We start from the raw sequence: 16,807 nt of genomic DNA, 5'->3' as shown, positions 1-16,807 counted from the left end.
GAACCAAGGAGCCATCAAACCATGCATGTCAAATATCTGATCATCGGTGCCGGTCCCACAGGGCTGGGAGCAGGAAGACGCCTGCGCGAACTGGGAGAAAACGATTTTCTGCTGCTGGAACGCAACGCCTACTGCGGCGGTCTGGCCACCAGCTTCACCGACGATGCGGGGTTCACATGGGACATCGGCGGCCATGTGGTTTTTTCGCATTACGACTATTTTGACCGGCTCATAGAGTCTCTGCTGGGTGACGCCTATCTGGAACACCAGCGCATTGCGCGGGTACGTATTGCACAGCGCTGGATTCCGTATCCCTTTCAGAACAACATCAGGCATCTGCCCCGTGACATGCAGTGGGAATGCGTTCAGGCGCTGTTGCCGCATATCAGAACACAGGTGCAGCCGCACAACTTCCGGCAGTGGATTGAATATGTGTTCGGCGCAGGTATAGCACGGCATTTCATGCTGCCGTACAATTTCAAGGTGTGGGCCACCCCGCCGGAGCTTATGGCCTATCACTGGATAGGCGAACGGGTAAGCGTCATCGACCTTGAAATGGTGCTGAAAAATCTGGTGCTGGAACTGGATAACGTGAGCTGGGGCCCCAACAACATGTTCCGTTTTCCTCTGCACGGCGGTACCGGAGAGATTTTTCACCGCATGGGTGCGCAGCTGGACGGCCATGTGCGTCTTAACACCGCCGTGGTGCAGGTGGACCCTGCAGCGCGCACCGTGCGCACTGCTGACGGTGATGTCATCAGCTATTCGTATATGCTGAACACCGGCCCGCTGGACAGGCTGGTGCTGGACTGCATAGACACGCCGCACACCATGCTGCGCGATGCGGCGGGCAGGCTGAGCCGCAACGGTGTTTTTGTGGCGGGCGTGGGGGTTGAAGACACCCGCGACGATGACACCTGCTGGATGTATTTTCCCGAAGATGACTGCCCCTATTACCGCCTTACCAATTTTCATAATTATTCACCCAATAATGTGGCGTTGCCGGGCAGGCAGCGGGCCCTGATGGCCGAAACCTCGTGGTCGGAACACAAGCCCGAAGATCTTTCGTCCCTTATGGACAAAACGGTGCAGGGACTTGTGAATACCGCCATGTTGGACGAAGCGCACCGCGACCTGATAGTCTCGCGCTGGAGCATAGCCGTGGATTACGGCTATCCTGTGCCCACGCTGGAGCGTGACGGCGCCCTGCGCACTCTGCATCCGTGGCTTGAAGAGCACGGCATCAGTTCCCGCGGCAGATTCGGGGGCTGGAAGTACGAAGTGGCCAACATGGATCATTCCGTGATGCAGGGGGTTGAGTGGGCCGAGCGCATGGTGCAGGGCACGCCGGAAACAACTTACACTATTCAGGAAAAGTGATGAACGCGGAACATTATGCGCGGCGGCGCGAACGCCTGCGTCCGCTGCTGCGCGAAAACGGGCTGGACGCCCTGCTTGTCAGTCTGGATGCCAACCGGTTTTACCTGAGCGGTTTTGAACTGCATGACGCGCAGATAAATGAAAGTTGCGGCCGTCTGCTCATAACAGCCGACGGACCGGACTGGCTGTGCACCGACCCGCGGTTTGAAGAGGCGGCCCGCCGTCTGTGGGACAGGGAGCACATTTTCATTTACAGCGGCAATGCCGCGGAAAGACTGCGCGAGTTTGTAAAGGGACGTTTTTCCGGTGCCATAGGATACGAGTCGTCCTGCGTCAGCATGGCGTTTTACGATTCGTTCGCCGGAGGATTGTCTCTGGAAAAGGCCGACGGGCTGGTTGAAAAGCTGCGTGTGATAAAGGAACCGGAAGAAATCGCACGTCTGGAACGCGCATGCGCCCTGAACCACAGGTTGATGGAATGGCTGCCGCAGGTGCTGTATCCGGGCAGAACCGAGGCGCAGGTGGCGTGGGACATTGAAAAGTTTTTCCGTGAAAACGGCGCCTCCGAGCTGGCTTTTCCCAGCATTGTGGCGGCCGGAGCCAACGCGGCCATGTGCCATGCCATTCCCGACGACACGGTGCTGCATGAAAACTGCCCCCTGCTGGTGGATGTGGGCTGCCGCGTGGACGATTACTGTTCTGACCAGACCCGTACGTTCTGGGTGGGAGACCGCCCTGCGGACGAGTTTCTGCGCACCCGCGACATGGTGCAGCACGCCCAGCGGGTTGCCATCGACATCATGCGCCCGGGCATGCCCCTTGCCGATGCGCACAATATGGCACTGGCCGTTTTTGAACGGCACGGCGTAGCAGCCGCATTCACGCATTCGCTGGGCCACGGCATAGGGCTGCAGACGCACGAGGCGCCCGCGGTCAACCACCGCACCGATGCCCGTCTGGAACCGGGCATGGTCATCACCGTGGAACCGGGGTTGTATTTTCCTGTATGGGGCGGTGTCCGCTGGGAATATATGGTCCACTGCACCGAGGATGGTGTGCGCGTGCTGTAGCGCTGTTCTGCGGCGTGTGTGCCGCATCTGACTGCCGACGGAAAAACCGGCCGGAAAACGCGCAGAGTGTGTTTTCCGGCCGGTTTTCTGTTTGTTTCAATATGTTTTAGGTTCGGCGCAGGTCTGCGGTGGCTGCAAACACCTTTTCCGGTATCCAGCCTTCTTTTTTGTCCGGTGGTTATAGACATTGCCGGATGCTTGCAGTAGCCCAGTATAAGATTTCTTTTATGTTTAAACGGTTCAGTCTGCGGGTGTGCAACGTTTTCTGGCTGTAAATGCCACCGCATGCTGACAAGGGTTGCGACATAATGGAACGTCCCCGGGCGTGCCGACCGCAGGCATACGCATGGTTCAAAAGCGATCGACAGGCAAAGACGGCGTCCCGTTGTCCGTGGCCGATGAGCGAGGAACTATATGGGAATACGACACAAGTTGTTATTGCTGCTGGGTATTTGTGTTGCGGGATTCGGTGCGCAGTTTGCCGCGGACCGTACAGGCAACATCCTGACGCAGGATGTGCTGGCGCTGGAAAGGCTGGCTGTGGACGCCAAAGAACAGGTGCTGCAGGTCCGCCGGCAGGAGAAGAACTACCTGCTGCGCACGGACAGCGAGTCGCTGGACAGTGCGCGGCAGAGTCTGGAAGCCATCAGAGGCAGCCTGCGGCGCATAGCTGCGCAGCAACCCGAGGCCGCCCGGCAGACAGAGCGCATTCTTGACCGGCTGGGTGTTTATGCCGGAGCTTTTGAAGCCGCCGTACAGGCCCACAGCGCTCTGGGTAATCTGGAAACGGGTATCGAGCATGATTTCATCATGGCGGCCAGAGAGCTTGAGTCGGCCGTGGATGCTCTGGGTGACAAAGATGTGCTTGTCGTGCTGCTGCAGCTGCGGCGGCAGGAAAAGAATTTTGTGATGCGCGGCGGACAGTTGTACGTTGACAGGGTGGATGCCCTGCTGAAAGGACTGGAGCGCGGTCTGGCCGGAAACAGCGAATTGCTGGACAAGCTGCGCGGCTACCGGCGTACTTTCAACGCCTATGTGGAGCAGCACGGGGTGAAGGCTCGTCAGACCGCCTTGATGGTGGAAGCGGGACAGCAGCTCGAGCCGTCCATACTGGCGTTGCGCGAGAACTTTGCGCGGCAGCGCGGAGAGATGGTTGCCCGTGTGGAAATGGTGACGCTGGGCGTGGGCGTGGGGGCGACATTGTTTGTGGTGGTGCTGGTACTGTGGCTGCTGCGTTCCATTGTTGTTTCACTGGATGCGTTGCAGCGCTATTCCGCGGCGGTTTCCGGCGGAGACCTGACCGCTGTTCCGCAGGGTGAATTCACCGGTGAACTTGCCCGTCTGCGCGATGATATCATGGCCATGGTTTCCGGGCTGCGCAGCCAGATGCAGGAAGTGGCCCGCAAAGAGCACGAAGCGTTGCAGCAGGCGCAGCGCGCCGAGAGCGCAACGCAGGAAGCTTTGAGAAAAGAACATGAGGTGCGCAGTCTGTTCGGCAGAATGCAGGGGGTGGCGGAACGCACCGCAGAGATTTCCGGCAGGCTTGCAGAGTCGGCCGCAGGGCTGCACCATCAGGCGCAGACCGCTGCCGACGGCGCGCAGGTGCAGAAGGACCGCCTGACGGAAACGGCCACCGCCATGGAAGAAATGACCGCCACGGTGGTGGAGATAGCCCGCAATGCAGGCAGCGCGTCGCAGGCGGTGGCTGTCACGAGAGAAAAAGCCCAGCAGGGGCTTGGTGTGGTGGCCCGTTCGGAAGAAGCCATGCGCAGAGTGAACACTATTGCTCAGGCCTTGCAGGAAGATATGGCCCGCTCCGGACGCGATGCCCAATCCATCGGTCAGGTGATTGATGTGATAAATGAAATTGCCGACCAGACCAACCTGCTTGCGCTTAACGCGGCCATAGAAGCCGCACGTGCCGGTGATGCCGGACGCGGTTTTGCCGTGGTGGCGGACGAAGTGCGCAAACTGGCCGAAAAAACCATGGCCGCAACCAGAGAAGTGGCCGAGAGAGTACATACCATTCAGTCGGCCACGCGCCAGAATCAGGCCAGCATGACCGAGGCTGTGGAATCGGTGGATGAGGCCAACCGGCTGGCCGCGGGGTCGGCAGAGGCGCTGCGCGAAATTGTCCGTCTGGCCGATGATGCCGCCGGGCAGGCGCAGTCCATCGCTGCCGCGTCGGAACAGCAGTCCGCAGCATCGGAACAGATAACCCGGGCGCTGGAAGCGGTGAACTCTGTGGCCGACACCACCACGGAGGGTATGCACGCCATGCTTGATTCCGCTGACGGGCTGGCCCGGACAGCGCAGGAACTGGACGGGCTGATAACCGAACTGAACCGCTGAGAAACAGCGGCGGGTGTATACAACCGGCGCAGCACGCCGGGATGAACGGAAAAAGGGCCGGTGTCTCCATGGGGGCACCGGCCCTGTCGTGCGGTTGCGGGGCGTGCTTGTGCCGCGCTGCCGGCAGCGCGGCACCCGCGTGTGGCGCGGCTTTTCTTTTTCAGACAGGAAAATATTTATCACCGACTAAAAAAGTCGGGATGATGCGTTGACAATATCCTACGCTGTGGGTAGGAATTAAATCATACCGATTAGGTATGAGTTTGCAGGCGGCTCGCACAGGGTGTTGCCGGGGCGGAAAGCAACCACCGCCGCGCGGAGTGGCAACCGCGCAAAGCCGGCGCATTGCAGGCCGTGGCAGAAGCGGCAGTGTCCGCTTCACATGCTGAAAGGTGCACGGAGGGTGCACCACATCGGGAAGGGCGTTCTTTACTACACACCAAACCAAGGGTGGACGGTATGCAATCTCAGGAACTCTTCTCACTGGCAGAGGCCGGCGACACCAATGCCCAGTTTCATCTGGGAGCCATGTTTTACGAAGGACGCGGAGCCGCGCAGGACTACGCCAAGGCAGCCGACTGGTTCGGGCGGTCTGCCGGGGGCGGTTACCACGAGGCCCTGAACATGCTGGGTGTGATGCACTATCACGGTCAGGGTGTGCGGCAGGATTTCACCCGCGCGGCGGACTGCTTCCGTCTTGCGGAACGGTACAGCTTTAATGATGAGCCGCTGTATGATGACATAGCGGCGGACTGGCGCGACAGGCTGCTTTCTCCCGAAGCGGTGGACAACAAACGTCAGTTTCTGCACCGGGCGCGCGTGCTGGGAGGTGAAGCACGGTACGGTATCGGCTCGGGTCTGTGCGGCACCGCTGCGGAGACTGCCGTCAGTCATGCGGCGCGGGGGCTTTTCGGGTCGGCCGCGGCGCTGGGCAACTGCAGAGCCATGTACTCGCTGGGTGTGATGTGTCGTGACGGTCAGGGCGTACGCGCCAGCAAAACCCGTGCGCTTATGTGGTTTATGCTGGCAGACCGTGCGGGGCTGGCCAAGGCGCGCGAAGCGCGCGCCGCGCTTGAGGCGGGCATGCAGCAGGCAGAGCTTGAGCGTGCGGAAAAACTGATGCGCCGCTGGCTGCGTGTATATCCTGCCGATACGGAACTGGCTGCTGCGGCGTAAGCCGCCGGCGGTGCCGCGCTTTGCGCCTTTTGTCCGCGGGCGGGGCGGCGGGTGCGGCACAGACGAGTCCGGTCTTTTCCGGTCCTGGTGAGTACGGGTGCGGCGGCTGCGGCTGTACGGGCCGCATGCCGGACTCGCCTGCGATGCTGTAACGGTTGACGGGCAGACTGCTTTGCAGAGCTGTTCTGCCGCGGAGCCGGTATCACACAGCCATGGCACGGGATACGGTATCCAGCAGAACACCGGTTGCAGCCGGTCTCTGCACCACGGGTACCCCTTTGCGCAGGGCGGCGGGACGCGGTCCCACGCTGCTCACCACGACCACCGGAGTATGTCGCAGTTCAGGGTCGCGCCGCATGCGGGCATAAAAAATGGTTCCGCCGGGGCTGGGCATGTCCATTTCCAGCGCCACGAGATCCGGCTTTTGTGTGCGTATGACATCCAGCCCTTCGCGGGTGCACGCGGTGACGGTCACCTGATACCCGTTGGCGGAAAGCACATCGCAAAGAGACCGGCGTTCTTCGGTGTTGCAGTCCACAACAAGAATTCGCTTGCTCATTGTTATTTCCTTCACAAGGCATGCTGGTTAAAACCCCCGCCGTCGCTCAGGACGGCGGGGGTTGGTTGTTTTGCGGGCAGAATCAGGCAGCCGCCGGAGTCTGTCCTTTCAGTTTGCCGAGGTTGCGCAGCAGTTCCACAACCACGCCGAGGCCTTCTTTGGCTTCTTTGGAACCCAGAGCTCCCACCACGCCGAATACGCCGCAGGGCTTGGCTTTTTCCATATCCAGCGCGCCGAGCATTTCCACTGCGTTGGAAAGGAAACGCTGGACATTGGGGTCGGCCAGCTGCTGCAGCAGACGGGTGAGATACACAAGCGATTCGCCCATGCGCTCAAAGTCTTCCGGGCTGTTGGCGGCCAGAATGTTGCCGCCGGCGTTTTTCAGCGCGCCCATTTTTTTGAACACGCCTTCCTGTTCCCACCGGCCCAGTCCTGCGATGACATGGGGCCATGTGGGCGCAATGCCGGGATGGATGGTGCGCCACAGGTCGATCAGGTTTTCAAGCTGATCAAGCGTGTAGTTGATGTTGCGCACGCTTTTGAGCCCGCGGAAACCGAGTTCTTTTATATCATGCAGATTCACATCACCCTGCAGGTCCTGACAGGTTTCAAGGCTCAGCAGGAACATGTGCTTGATGATGGGATTCATGTCTTCGACAAGCTCGCGCATGGCGGTGCCGCGCTCTTGCAGCTCGTCAAGGCGCTCCTCCATACGTTCGAGCTTTTCGAGAATGCGTTCTTCGTTGGTCATGTCTTACCCCCCGACCTATTTCTTGCGCAGCAGGGAAATATCCTTGCCGTGCAGGTACATGTTGGGCTCCAGAGGCAGGTCGTGACCCTTCAGCATCAGGTTGAAGTACACCCACTTGAACATGAGCTTGCCCCAGTAGTTGATGTGGCTTTCGGCCAGCAGTTCGCAGGGGCCCACACCCGGGAAGGGGAACATGCCCGGCAGGGGTTCCACATCGTAGCTGAAGTCGATGAGCGAGGCTTTTTCGTAGCCGGTCAGGATGAAGCAGGTGGAGTGCCCGTCAAAATGGTGGTAGTGGCCGGAACCGGTGAGGTCCGCCATCAGGTTTTCGGCGACGATGTCCGCTTCGAAGTGTGCGACCGAGCCGGCCTTGGAGGTGGGCACGTTGGTGCCGTCACCAAGGATATACATATTTTCCCAGCGCTTGGACTTCAGAGTGCCCTTGTCGGTTTCCAGGAAGCCGACTTCGTTGCCGATTTCGCTGTCCACCACATAGGTGGGGCCGAAGTTGGGCGGAATGGAGACAAGCAGGTCGTAGTTGATTTCGTCACCCATGACGGATTCGATGACCTTGCGCTCGGCATCCACGTTATCCACCACATAGTTGGTGGTCACCTTGATGTTTTTCTTGTCGCACAGTTCGCCCAGAATGCGGGCGCCCACCGGCTTGGTAAAGGCACCTGTCAGCGGAGTGACAAGCTCTATCTCGATATCGTCGCGCACGCCCATTTTGGTGAAGTACCAGTCGGCCATGTAGACGAATTCAAGCGGTGCAACCGGACACTTGATGGGGCTTTCGCAGATATGGTGAACCAGACGCCCTTTTTTGAACTGCTTGAGCTTTTTTTCAAGGGCCACTGCGCCGTTGGGTGTGTAAAAATCGTGGATGTCGCCGTGCCAGTCGTCCATGAGGCCGTCGACTTCTTCGGGCGCAATACGGCAGCCGGTGGATACGATGATCCAGTCATAGGTGTGCTTGCCGTTTTCGCAGGTAACCACTTTTTTAACAGGATCCACGTTGACGATGGTGTCCTGCACAAATTCCACGCCACGGGGAATGAACGACTTTTTGGGGCGCTCGCAGTCCTTCAGGTTGTATATGCTGAAGGGCACAAACAGCCAGCCCGCCTGATAATGATGGGTGAGGTCGCGGTCGATGATAGTGATTTCCCACTCGCGTTCCGACAGCTTTTTCCTCATTTTGGTGGCAATCATGGTACCGCCGGCACCAGCACCAAGAATGAGCAACTTTTTCATGCCGTTCTCCTTTATGGCGCTTCCAGTCAGGAAGCGTGTAATCTTGTTACGCCCCTCCAGTGGCAAAATGGAGCGGCGGGTATCCTTCCGGCCCCCGGATATCCGTGGGCGTTGTCGAACGCCCGGCGGAAAAGGCGGGCGAGCGTTTCCTTATGGTTGTTCCGCTACGGGGCAGGGCAGCCGTGGCTGCATGAGCATTGCCCCTTGGCGGTAAGCAGCGTGTCGCAGCAGCGCCCGGTGTTCATCCCGCGGGAAGAAAGCAGCTTTTCGCGGCCGGTATGCGGACCGGATTCCGCCTGCTGTGCTTTGGCGGGGCGGCTGTTTTTCTGGGGCGGTTCGGGCAGGCTGGTGCATTCGGGGGCGGGGTCGTTCAGCAGGTCCAGCAGGGTTATGGCGTCCAGTGTGCGTTCAAGGGCGCGGCTGACGCCTGACCACATCTGGCGGGTACGGCACGATTCCTTGGAACGGCAGCGTTCCGGATCGTCGCAGCAGTGTGTCAGGTCTATGCCGCCTTCCATGGCGCGTACCACATCGCCCAGACTGATCTGTTCAGGGCGCATGGCCAGCATGTGACCGCCGGTGGCGCCGCGGACACTTTCCACCAGACCGGCCTGCTTCAGCGGGCGGATGAGCTTTTCCACAAACTTGATGGAGATACCGGAACGATCTGCCAGAGCGGCTGCAGGAATGGGGGCTTCGTCGGCATGGCGTGTAAGCATGACGAGAATTCTCGATGCGTAGTGTGACGATGCAGAAATGCGCATGTGTCTCTCCCGGTTCCATCCATGCCGGCATCGCGGACGGCGGCGTGGATTGTGTAAAGCGGATTTAATTTATCTAGATTAATACAGTCTGGATTAAGCAAAAGCAGACCCCCAAAATCCAGACTTGTTTGGTCTGATTAAGACAATCGAATCCCCCCTGTCAAGGGAGGAGATTAAAAAAATGTCAGTAAATTGCAGGGTATTGATATTTGTGAAAAAAAGTCTTTTTTTGAGTGGGTGTTCAATCTGCTTTGCAGGGGGTGTGAGAGTGCTGCTATAGCGTTGCCGGCTTGAATATATACCGGAACAGGAGGAGATTACGCGGGCGGTCGCTCACCCTGTGACAGACGCATGCATTGCACCGCGCCGGATGCATACAAAACAGGCGGCCCATCGGGGCCGCCTGTCTGCGGTGTTTTGTGTCAGCCGGATGCTGCTAGCGCAAGGTCAGCGAAACTCCGGGTTTCTGTGCGGCTTTTCCGCCCTGTCTGCCGGTGATATCAGGCTGTACCAGCAGCAGCCTGCCGGCCACATCGGGACGGAGGGCAAGGATGGCCTGACGCACGGTTCTGGCCCGTTCCAGTGCAAAAGCGCCGAGGTCTGCATCGCTTACGGCGGTGCTGCGGCGCAGAAAAGCCTCCATGAATTCAACCGGCTGGTCTTTTACGATGCCGAAGAGCCCTGTGGGTTTGGCTTCAGGGTCGTCGGAAGGCTCTTCTTCGTATGCGGAGCGCAGATATTCCGGATATTCCTCGGCGGTCACCATGACTTCCGCGGGAGACGTCGCCGCCCTTTCGCTGCGCGGCAGATCCAGATATTTGCGGGTTTTTATGCGCAGGTCAAAGGCGGCTTTTTCCAGCGCCTGTCTGTCGCGTACGGCGTCGGCCAGCCCCTGTATTTCCAGCTCCAGTCCCGGCCTTTCGGCCAGTGCGGTGGCGATGGATGATATTTTCTGCTCTGCCGCGGCATCCAGTGAGGTGCTTCCGGCAGACATTGCCACAAAGTCCAGATCTTCTCCGCCGCCGAAGAGTCCGCCTATAAGCGCAAAGGGCGATGTCATGGCCTTCATGACCAGATTCACCACGGCCTGCAGCACTATGCCGCCCACCCGGAAGTTGGGGTCGTCCAGCCGGCCGCGGACCGGCAGCGAAATGTCGATGTCGCCTCCGGGGCCGCGCAGCAGGGCTATACCCAGCTCCACAGGGTAATTGGGGGCGTCGGGGCGTCTGTCTTTTTCTCCCAGCGCCAGCCGTGCCACATGCAGCCGGGTGTCGGATGTAAGCAGCCAGTCCTCGGTTTTAAAGCGTGATTCGACATCCAGCCTGCCCCGTTTGACGGGATAGGCGATGCCCTGCAGCGAGTACGGCGAAAACGCCACAAGGTCGAGGTTGGCTATGCGCAGGGCCAGATCGGAATACGGTGGTGAAACCAGCGGGTTGAGCGCTCCCTGCAGTGTCAGCGGAACACCGTTCAGCCTGCCGTCGACCCTCAGGTCGGGGCGTGAAGCCGCGGAAAGGGAAACTGACGAGAGGGTGGCATTGAGTCCGGCCAGTGTCAGTTCAAAGGGCGGCGAAACAGAGACGTCGCGGAAATGCACCGTGCCGTCGCTGATGAGGGCGCCGCCCAGCCGTACGTCTGAAAAGTGCTTTTCCAGACCGGCAGGGGATGCGCTGTCTTTGTCTGATGCCGGTGCTCCGGGCATGGTGGCATTGACGGCCACACGCATCTGCACATCACCGTCGGCACCGGTTTGCGGCAGCACTGATTCTTCTTCCGGAATGCCGGTTACGTCTGCGGTAACGGTGGCGTCTGCCACGGCGGTGGCGTTGACCTGCACGGGCCCGGCACGCAGTACCCGCTGCAGGTTCAGCATGCCGTCCTGTTCCCGCAGGATATCCAGTTTCGGCTTTTCAAGGCGCACGGTCTCTGCGGAAAGAGTTTCGGCCGCGCCGTCAAAGGCGATGCCGTTGACCGCCAGACTGCCCAGCGATGCGATGCCGTCTTTGTGCATGGCGTCGCGTACCAGTACATCTCTTACTGCCACGCTGCCGCCGGCACGGATGCCCTGCATGCCGTTGCCCCGCACGGAAACGCGCAGGTCGCTGTCCACACCGCCTTTGGCCAGCACCATGTCGGTGACGGCTGCAAGGTACGGATCAAAGGCCGCCAGCGACATGTTGCGGGTGGAGGAGCGTACGTCGGCACGCAGCGGGTCGCGGGTCAGGGAACCTTCTGCGGCAAGCCTGCCGTGCGGCAGCCAGTTGCCGGAAAAACTGAACTCCACCGGCGCGGCGGCATCGCTGCCGGCACCCGTCACATCCAGATTGATGCCGGTGACCGTCAGCCGTGCGGCGCGGGGCAGGGTTTCATCCAGCAGCACACATTCGCTGTTTTGCAGTGCGGCCTTTTGCACGGTGAACGACCACGGACTGCCGTCGCTTTCCTGCGGGGCGGTGTCCTCTGCCGTTCCGGCCGTGCTGTGTTCTGTAAACAGCCGTTGCAGGTCCATACTGCCGCTTTTTTCCCGCACCATGCGGACAAAGCCGTCGCGCAGCGTGATATCCGCCACCTGTGCCTGACGGCTGTCCGGACGTATCTGCACGCCGGAAACGGTCAGTTCGGGTATGCGGATGCTCGGTGTTTTATTGCCCTGTTTGCGCAGTTCCAGTGCAGAAAGGGTAATCCCCGCATCCTGCACGGTGGCGTTCAGGGTTGCCCCCGCGCTGAATGAAGCGCGGGCACGGGCACTCAGCCTGCCGCTGTCCAGCAGCAGGGGCTGTGCCTGATGTATATACGGGGTGAACAGGCGCAGGTCGGTGTTGTTCAGAGATGCCTGTATCTCGCCGCTCAGGGGGTTCAGTCCCAGAGTGCCTTTCAGCGCGGCGGTTCCGGCTCCCTGCATAGAGATGCTCACAGAGCCTTTACCGCCGGTTGTGCTCAGATTGTTCAGTGTTATGTCCAACGGGCCGAAGGTGTGGTTGAAGCCGCCTTCGACCATGTTGTCATGCAGGGCCACCGAACCGCCGGTAACCGATGCCGCATCAAGCTGTATGCTGAAGCCGAAGCCGTCTGCCTGCTTTGCGGTCTGTCCGTCTGTGTTTTTCGGCACGGTGGCGTTTGCGGCAGCTGCTGAACGTTGCACCGGCGCCATGTTTTCCTGCGCGGCAGCAGGAGGAGTGAGCAGCGCCGCCGCATAGCGTTGCCAGTTCAGCTGCCCCGACGCGCTGCGCGTGATGTCCGCAAAAGGTTTTGTCAGTACGGCGCTGCGGACGTGCAGCAGCTGTTCAAACAGGGAAAACCTGCCGATGTCGTATGAGAATGCATCAAAACCAAGGACTTTCTTTTTGCCGTCGTACAAAGCCACATCGGCCAGTGTGCCGTTGCCGCTGATATGCAGCAGCGAACCCGAAGCCTGTTCGGCGAAAGAGAAATTGACAGCGGTTGAAAGCCGTCCGCTGGCGAGTTCCAGCGGAATTCCGGCGGGAATATACTGCCAGTAATCCTTCAGTTCGATGTTGTCTGCGGCAAAGATGAAGTCGGTGCGCAGTTTGTTGCCGAAAGGAACTATGCGCCCCTCGAAGTCGACGGCATTGCCGTTGACGGTGGCGTTCATACGCGGTTCCACGGGAGCGTCCCTGTCTCCGGCCAGACTGGAGGTGAACGGTACCTGCAGATTGAGGTCCGTCACGGTGTGGGTGATGCCGTGGGGCGTGTCACGGAAGACGATGGAGCTGTTTGTCAGCATGAAATTGCGTACGGCAAAAGGAAATACCGCGTCGTCCTGCCCGCTGTCTTCCGGCCGGGCTTCGGCGGAAGGAGGCATAAGGTCGGAGAAGTTGTATTGCCCCTTGCCCATGAATTCGAGAGACACCGCCAGCCGGTCGATGGATATATAGCGGATGACCGGCGCCCGGTAGAATATGGTGGTGATATCCGGTGCCGCCCTGACGGAGCGGAAGGAGATGAACGGACCGGAGCCGTCTTTGCGCAGCACGGCGGTATCGCGCAGCTCGACGGAAAGCGTGAACGGGTTGAACGACATGCCGCCCACGGAACAGTTGCGTCCCAGAGCCTGCGACAGGTTGCTTTCCACAGCGTCACGCGCGATGTGCGGTACCAGAAAAAAACCGCCGGCTGTCCAGACGGCAAGCAGTCCGGCCAGCCAGAGTATGGCAAGTTTTGCTTTGCGCGGCAGGGTGTTCCAGCGTTGTGACAGATTCATGGGAGCCTCCGGTCATATGACGTGATGCCCGCACCATAGCGCAAGCAGATGCTCTTTTCCAGAAGCGTATCTGCTTTTCCCGAAAAGAGATGCTGACGGAACGGGGCGGCGGAAGGCTGCGCGTTGCCCTTGTGTGCTGCGGCAAAGGTTGCGCCGTGGCGCCCAAGGGCTGCAGGGAATTGCGCGGGGTGACCGGCAGGGCCTGTGGTCGGACCGGCATGCGGCGCCGCATAAAAAAGCCCCCGCTGCGGCGGGGGCTCTGAGTGCTGTGACGGATCAGCCAATGCGGCCGGGACCGTCGGCGGCGTCGGGCTCCACGGGCACGCTGCGGATCTTCACCAGGAAGAAACCGGCGCACAGCACAGCCACGGCAATGCCGAAAACCTGTGCGATATCCATGGAAAGGCCGAAGCCGATTTTGGCGTAGGCAAGGTAGGTTGCGCATACTGCCGTCATGAATGTGGCGGGGATGGATGCCATCCAGTGTGCCTTGCCGTGGCGGACAAGATACATGGCGCCCGCCCACAGCACGATGGTGGCCAGCAGCTGGTTGGAAAAGCCGAAGTAGCGCCAGATGACTGCAAACGGCGTGAGCGTGATGGCGTAGCCGACTGCGAACAGCGGCACGGCAATGAACAGACGCTTGACCGGTGCCTTCTGAGGCAGCTTGATGAAGTCGGCAATGATGAGACGGGCGGAACGGAAAGCCGTGTCACCGGAAGTGATGGGCAGAACCACCACGCCGATGATGGCAAGGAAGCCGCCTATGGGCCCCATAAGGGTCATGGATACAGTATCCACCACGGCTGCGGGGCCGCCGTTATCCAGCACGGCCTGCAGTTCTCCGGGGGTGTGGAAAAAGCTCATGCCCAGAGTTGCCCAGATAAGGGCGATGATGCCTTCGCCGATCATGGCGCCGTAGAATATGGGGCGTCCGCATTTTTCATCGGGCACGCAGCGGGCCATCAGCGGAGACTGCGTGGCATGGAAGCCGGAAATGGCACCGCAGGCGATGGTGATGAACATCAGCGGCCACATGGGCAGGTTTTTGGGATGCAGGTTTTCAAGCGTGAGACCCTGCGGATAGAATTCGTATCCCTTGGCGATGAGCATGATGGTCAGGCCGAACGCCATGATAAGCAGCACCACGGCGAACAGGGGGTACAACCGGCCGATGATTTTATCCACGGGCAGTACGGTGGCGATAAAGTAGTAACAGAAAATGATGCCCGTCCAGATCATGGTGGCGGTGGCCACGGCGCCGTCGCCTTCAAGGCCAAAGCCCAGCTTGACTGCCAGCAGCTTTGCCGGACCGAGAACAAACACGACGCCCACAAGCAGCAGCAGAATGACGGCGAACACGTTCATGAAGTGCTTGGCGAAAGAACCAAGGTTGTAGCCGACGGCGTCGGGGATGGATTTGCCGCTGTAGCGCACCGACATCATGCCTGCGAAGTAGTCGTGCACAGCACCCGCAAAAATAGATCCGATGACAATCCACAGCAGGGCCGCGGGACCGTACAGCGCACCCAGAATGGGGCCGAAGATGGGACCCAGACCGGCAATGTTCAGAAGCTGGATCAGCCAGATTTTTTTGGGATCCATCTTCACATAGTCCACACCGTCTTCCATGGTGCAGGCCGGTGTGGCCCGGCATTCATCCGCGCCGAAGGCGCGTTCCACTACCTTGCTGTATACGGCGTAGCCGACCAGCAGTGCTGCAACAGCCAGAAAAAAGTACAGCATGACTCCACTCCTTTTTCAAAACTCCGGTTCGATGCGCGGGGCGCATCCCTCCTCCGCCAGAAAACGGGCTGCAGCGGCAGGCCAGCCGTCCGGTGCCCGATGGTCTGATTGTAGAAAGTTATACTCTTATTCCGGAGCGCTGCAAACGTGCAGGCACGAATTGCACTTGCAGGGGATGAATTGCCGGTCAGGGGGTGTCAGTTGCATCGGTGCATAAAAAAAGAGCATCCGCCATGGGCGGATGCTCCGTTTTTTGTGTCATATGCTGCCGGTAAAGGCTGCTCAGCGCACAATAAGTCTGAGGAAACGTTTTTTACCCAGCCGCACGACATACTCGCCGGCAGTCAGGGGCGTGTTGGGGTCGTCCAGTTTTTCGCCGTCCAGCGAAAGGGCTCCCTGTTTGATGAGGCGTTTTGCCTCGCCGCGTGAACCGGCAAGCCCGGAATCGGCCAGAAACGCCGGCGGAGTGCTGTCTTCGCCGCAGGAACACGAGAACTCGGGCATGTCGTCGGGCACACAGCCCTGCGCAAACACGGCATTGAAGCCCTGACGCGCTTCGGCGGCTTTATCGCTGCCGTGGTACTGCGCGGTGATGTGTTCGGCCAGCTCTTCCTTGGCTGTTTTGGGATGCAGCTCGCCGCTTTCCACCCTGCGCTGCAGCTCGGCAATTTCGTCCAGCGTTTTGGTGGTGATAAGTTCGTAATAGCGCCACATCAGCTCGTCGGAAACGGACATGAGCTTGCCGAACATGTCGGCGGGCGGTTCATCTATGCCCACATAGTTGCCCAGCGACTTTGACATCTTTTTGACGCTGTCAAGCCCTTCGAGGATGGGCACAGTGAGCACGCACTGCGGTTCCTGACCTTCCTGGCTCTGCAGATGTCTGCCCACCAGCAGGTTGAATTTCTGGTCGGTGCCGCCCAGTTCCACATCGGCTTCAAGCGCCACGGAGTCATAGCCCTGCACGAGGGGATACAGAAATTCATGGATGGAAATGGTCATGTTGCTGCGATAGCGCTTTTCAAAGTCGTCGCGTTCCAGCATGCGGGCAACGGTATATCGCGAAGCAAGACGGATGAAATCGGCTGCGCCGAATTTGTCCATCCATTCGGAGTTGAACCGCACCTCGGTTTTTTCAGGATCCAGAATTTTGAAGACCTGTTTTTTATAGGTCTCGGCGTTCTGCAGAACCTGTTCGCGGGTGAGCGGCGGGCGGGTTTCGGAACGGCCCGAAGGGTCGCCGATCATGCCGGTGAAGTCGCCGATGAGAAAGATGACCGTGTGGCCCAGCTCCTGAAAATGACGCAGCTTGTGAATAAGGACGGTGTGTCCCAGATGCAGGTCGGGCGCGGTGGGGTCGAATCCGGCTTTGACGCGCAGCGGTCTGCCTTTGGCAAGCTTCTTTTTCAGTTCTTCTTCATCGATGAACTCCGCACTGCCGCGCAGAATCGTCTTGAGTTGTTGATCCATGTCCATTGTCACACTTCCATGTAGTTGTATTTGATCGGGCTGGTGTTGCAGAGAACGGCA

At 59.6% G+C, this 16,807-nt stretch carries 11 protein-coding genes; 4 read left to right on the top strand and 7 right to left on the bottom strand.

Annotation, left to right across the window (positions count from 1 at the left end; all coding sequences use genetic code 11):
* The first annotated feature begins 21 nt into the window (after positions 1–21).
* From H586_RS0115970 to H586_RS0115945, 4 genes are all read left to right on the top strand, one after another.
* A complete protein-coding gene (locus H586_RS0115970) occupies positions 22–1,380 on the top strand; it encodes a protoporphyrinogen/coproporphyrinogen oxidase (RefSeq protein WP_027182530.1) in 1,359 nt (452 codons plus the stop codon).
* Positions 1,380–2,450: an aminopeptidase P family protein gene (locus tag H586_RS0115965; RefSeq protein WP_027182529.1), complete on the top strand. Its 1,071-nt coding sequence runs from the start codon at positions 1,380–1,382 to the stop codon at positions 2,448–2,450. Before H586_RS0115970 ends, H586_RS0115965 begins: the two co-directional genes overlap by 1 nt.
* Positions 2,451–2,864: 414 nt before the next feature.
* Positions 2,865–4,802, top strand: a complete 1,938-nt coding sequence (locus H586_RS0115955; protein ID WP_027182527.1) for a methyl-accepting chemotaxis protein — start codon at positions 2,865–2,867, stop codon at positions 4,800–4,802.
* A 459-nt stretch (positions 4,803–5,261) separates the two neighbouring features.
* A complete protein-coding gene (locus H586_RS0115945; protein ID WP_034619557.1) occupies positions 5,262–5,978 on the top strand; it encodes a tetratricopeptide repeat protein in 717 nt (238 codons plus the stop codon).
* A 202-nt stretch (positions 5,979–6,180) separates the two neighbouring features.
* Here H586_RS0115945 and H586_RS0115940 read toward each other — a convergent pair whose 3' ends face one another.
* The 7 genes from H586_RS0115940 to tyrS all read right to left on the bottom strand — a co-directional run bounded on the left by H586_RS0115940 (position 6,181) and on the right by tyrS (position 16,753).
* A complete protein-coding gene (locus H586_RS0115940) occupies positions 6,181–6,537 on the bottom strand; it encodes a response regulator (protein WP_011366375.1) in 357 nt (118 codons plus the stop codon).
* Positions 6,538–6,619: 82 nt separating this feature from the next.
* On the bottom strand, positions 6,620–7,288 hold the full coding sequence (locus H586_RS0115935; RefSeq protein WP_011366376.1) for a DUF1641 domain-containing protein: 669 nt from the start codon (positions 7,286–7,288) through the stop codon (positions 6,620–6,622).
* A 15-nt stretch (positions 7,289–7,303) separates the two neighbouring features.
* Positions 7,304–8,545, bottom strand: a complete 1,242-nt coding sequence (gene sqr / locus H586_RS0115930) for a type III sulfide quinone reductase, selenoprotein subtype (RefSeq protein ID WP_011366377.1) — start codon at positions 8,543–8,545, stop codon at positions 7,304–7,306.
* Positions 8,546–8,709: 164 nt separating this feature from the next.
* Positions 8,710–9,309 carry an RrF2 family transcriptional regulator gene (locus H586_RS19605; RefSeq protein ID WP_011366378.1) on the bottom strand — a complete coding sequence of 200 codons (600 nt, stop codon included), beginning with the start codon at positions 9,307–9,309 and terminating at the stop codon, positions 8,710–8,712.
* Positions 9,310–9,745: 436 nt separating this feature from the next.
* Positions 9,746–13,531 carry a DUF748 domain-containing protein gene (locus H586_RS0115920; RefSeq protein ID WP_027182525.1) on the bottom strand — a complete coding sequence of 1,262 codons (3,786 nt, stop codon included), beginning with the start codon at positions 13,529–13,531 and terminating at the stop codon, positions 9,746–9,748.
* A gap of 276 nt (positions 13,532–13,807) precedes the next feature.
* On the bottom strand, positions 13,808–15,277 hold the full coding sequence (locus tag H586_RS0115910) for a carbon starvation CstA family protein (protein WP_011366380.1): 1,470 nt from the start codon (positions 15,275–15,277) through the stop codon (positions 13,808–13,810).
* A gap of 282 nt (positions 15,278–15,559) precedes the next feature.
* On the bottom strand, positions 15,560–16,753 hold the full coding sequence (tyrS, locus tag H586_RS0115905; protein ID WP_027182524.1) for a tyrosine--tRNA ligase: 1,194 nt from the start codon (positions 16,751–16,753) through the stop codon (positions 15,560–15,562).
* Between the last annotated feature and the right edge of the window lie 54 nt (positions 16,754–16,807).

The sequence above is a fragment of the Oleidesulfovibrio alaskensis DSM 16109 genome (assembly GCF_000482745.1).
Lineage (GTDB): Bacteria > Desulfobacterota > Desulfovibrionia > Desulfovibrionales > Desulfovibrionaceae > Oleidesulfovibrio > Oleidesulfovibrio alaskensis.
This window is presented reverse-complemented; position numbering and strand designations above follow the sequence as displayed.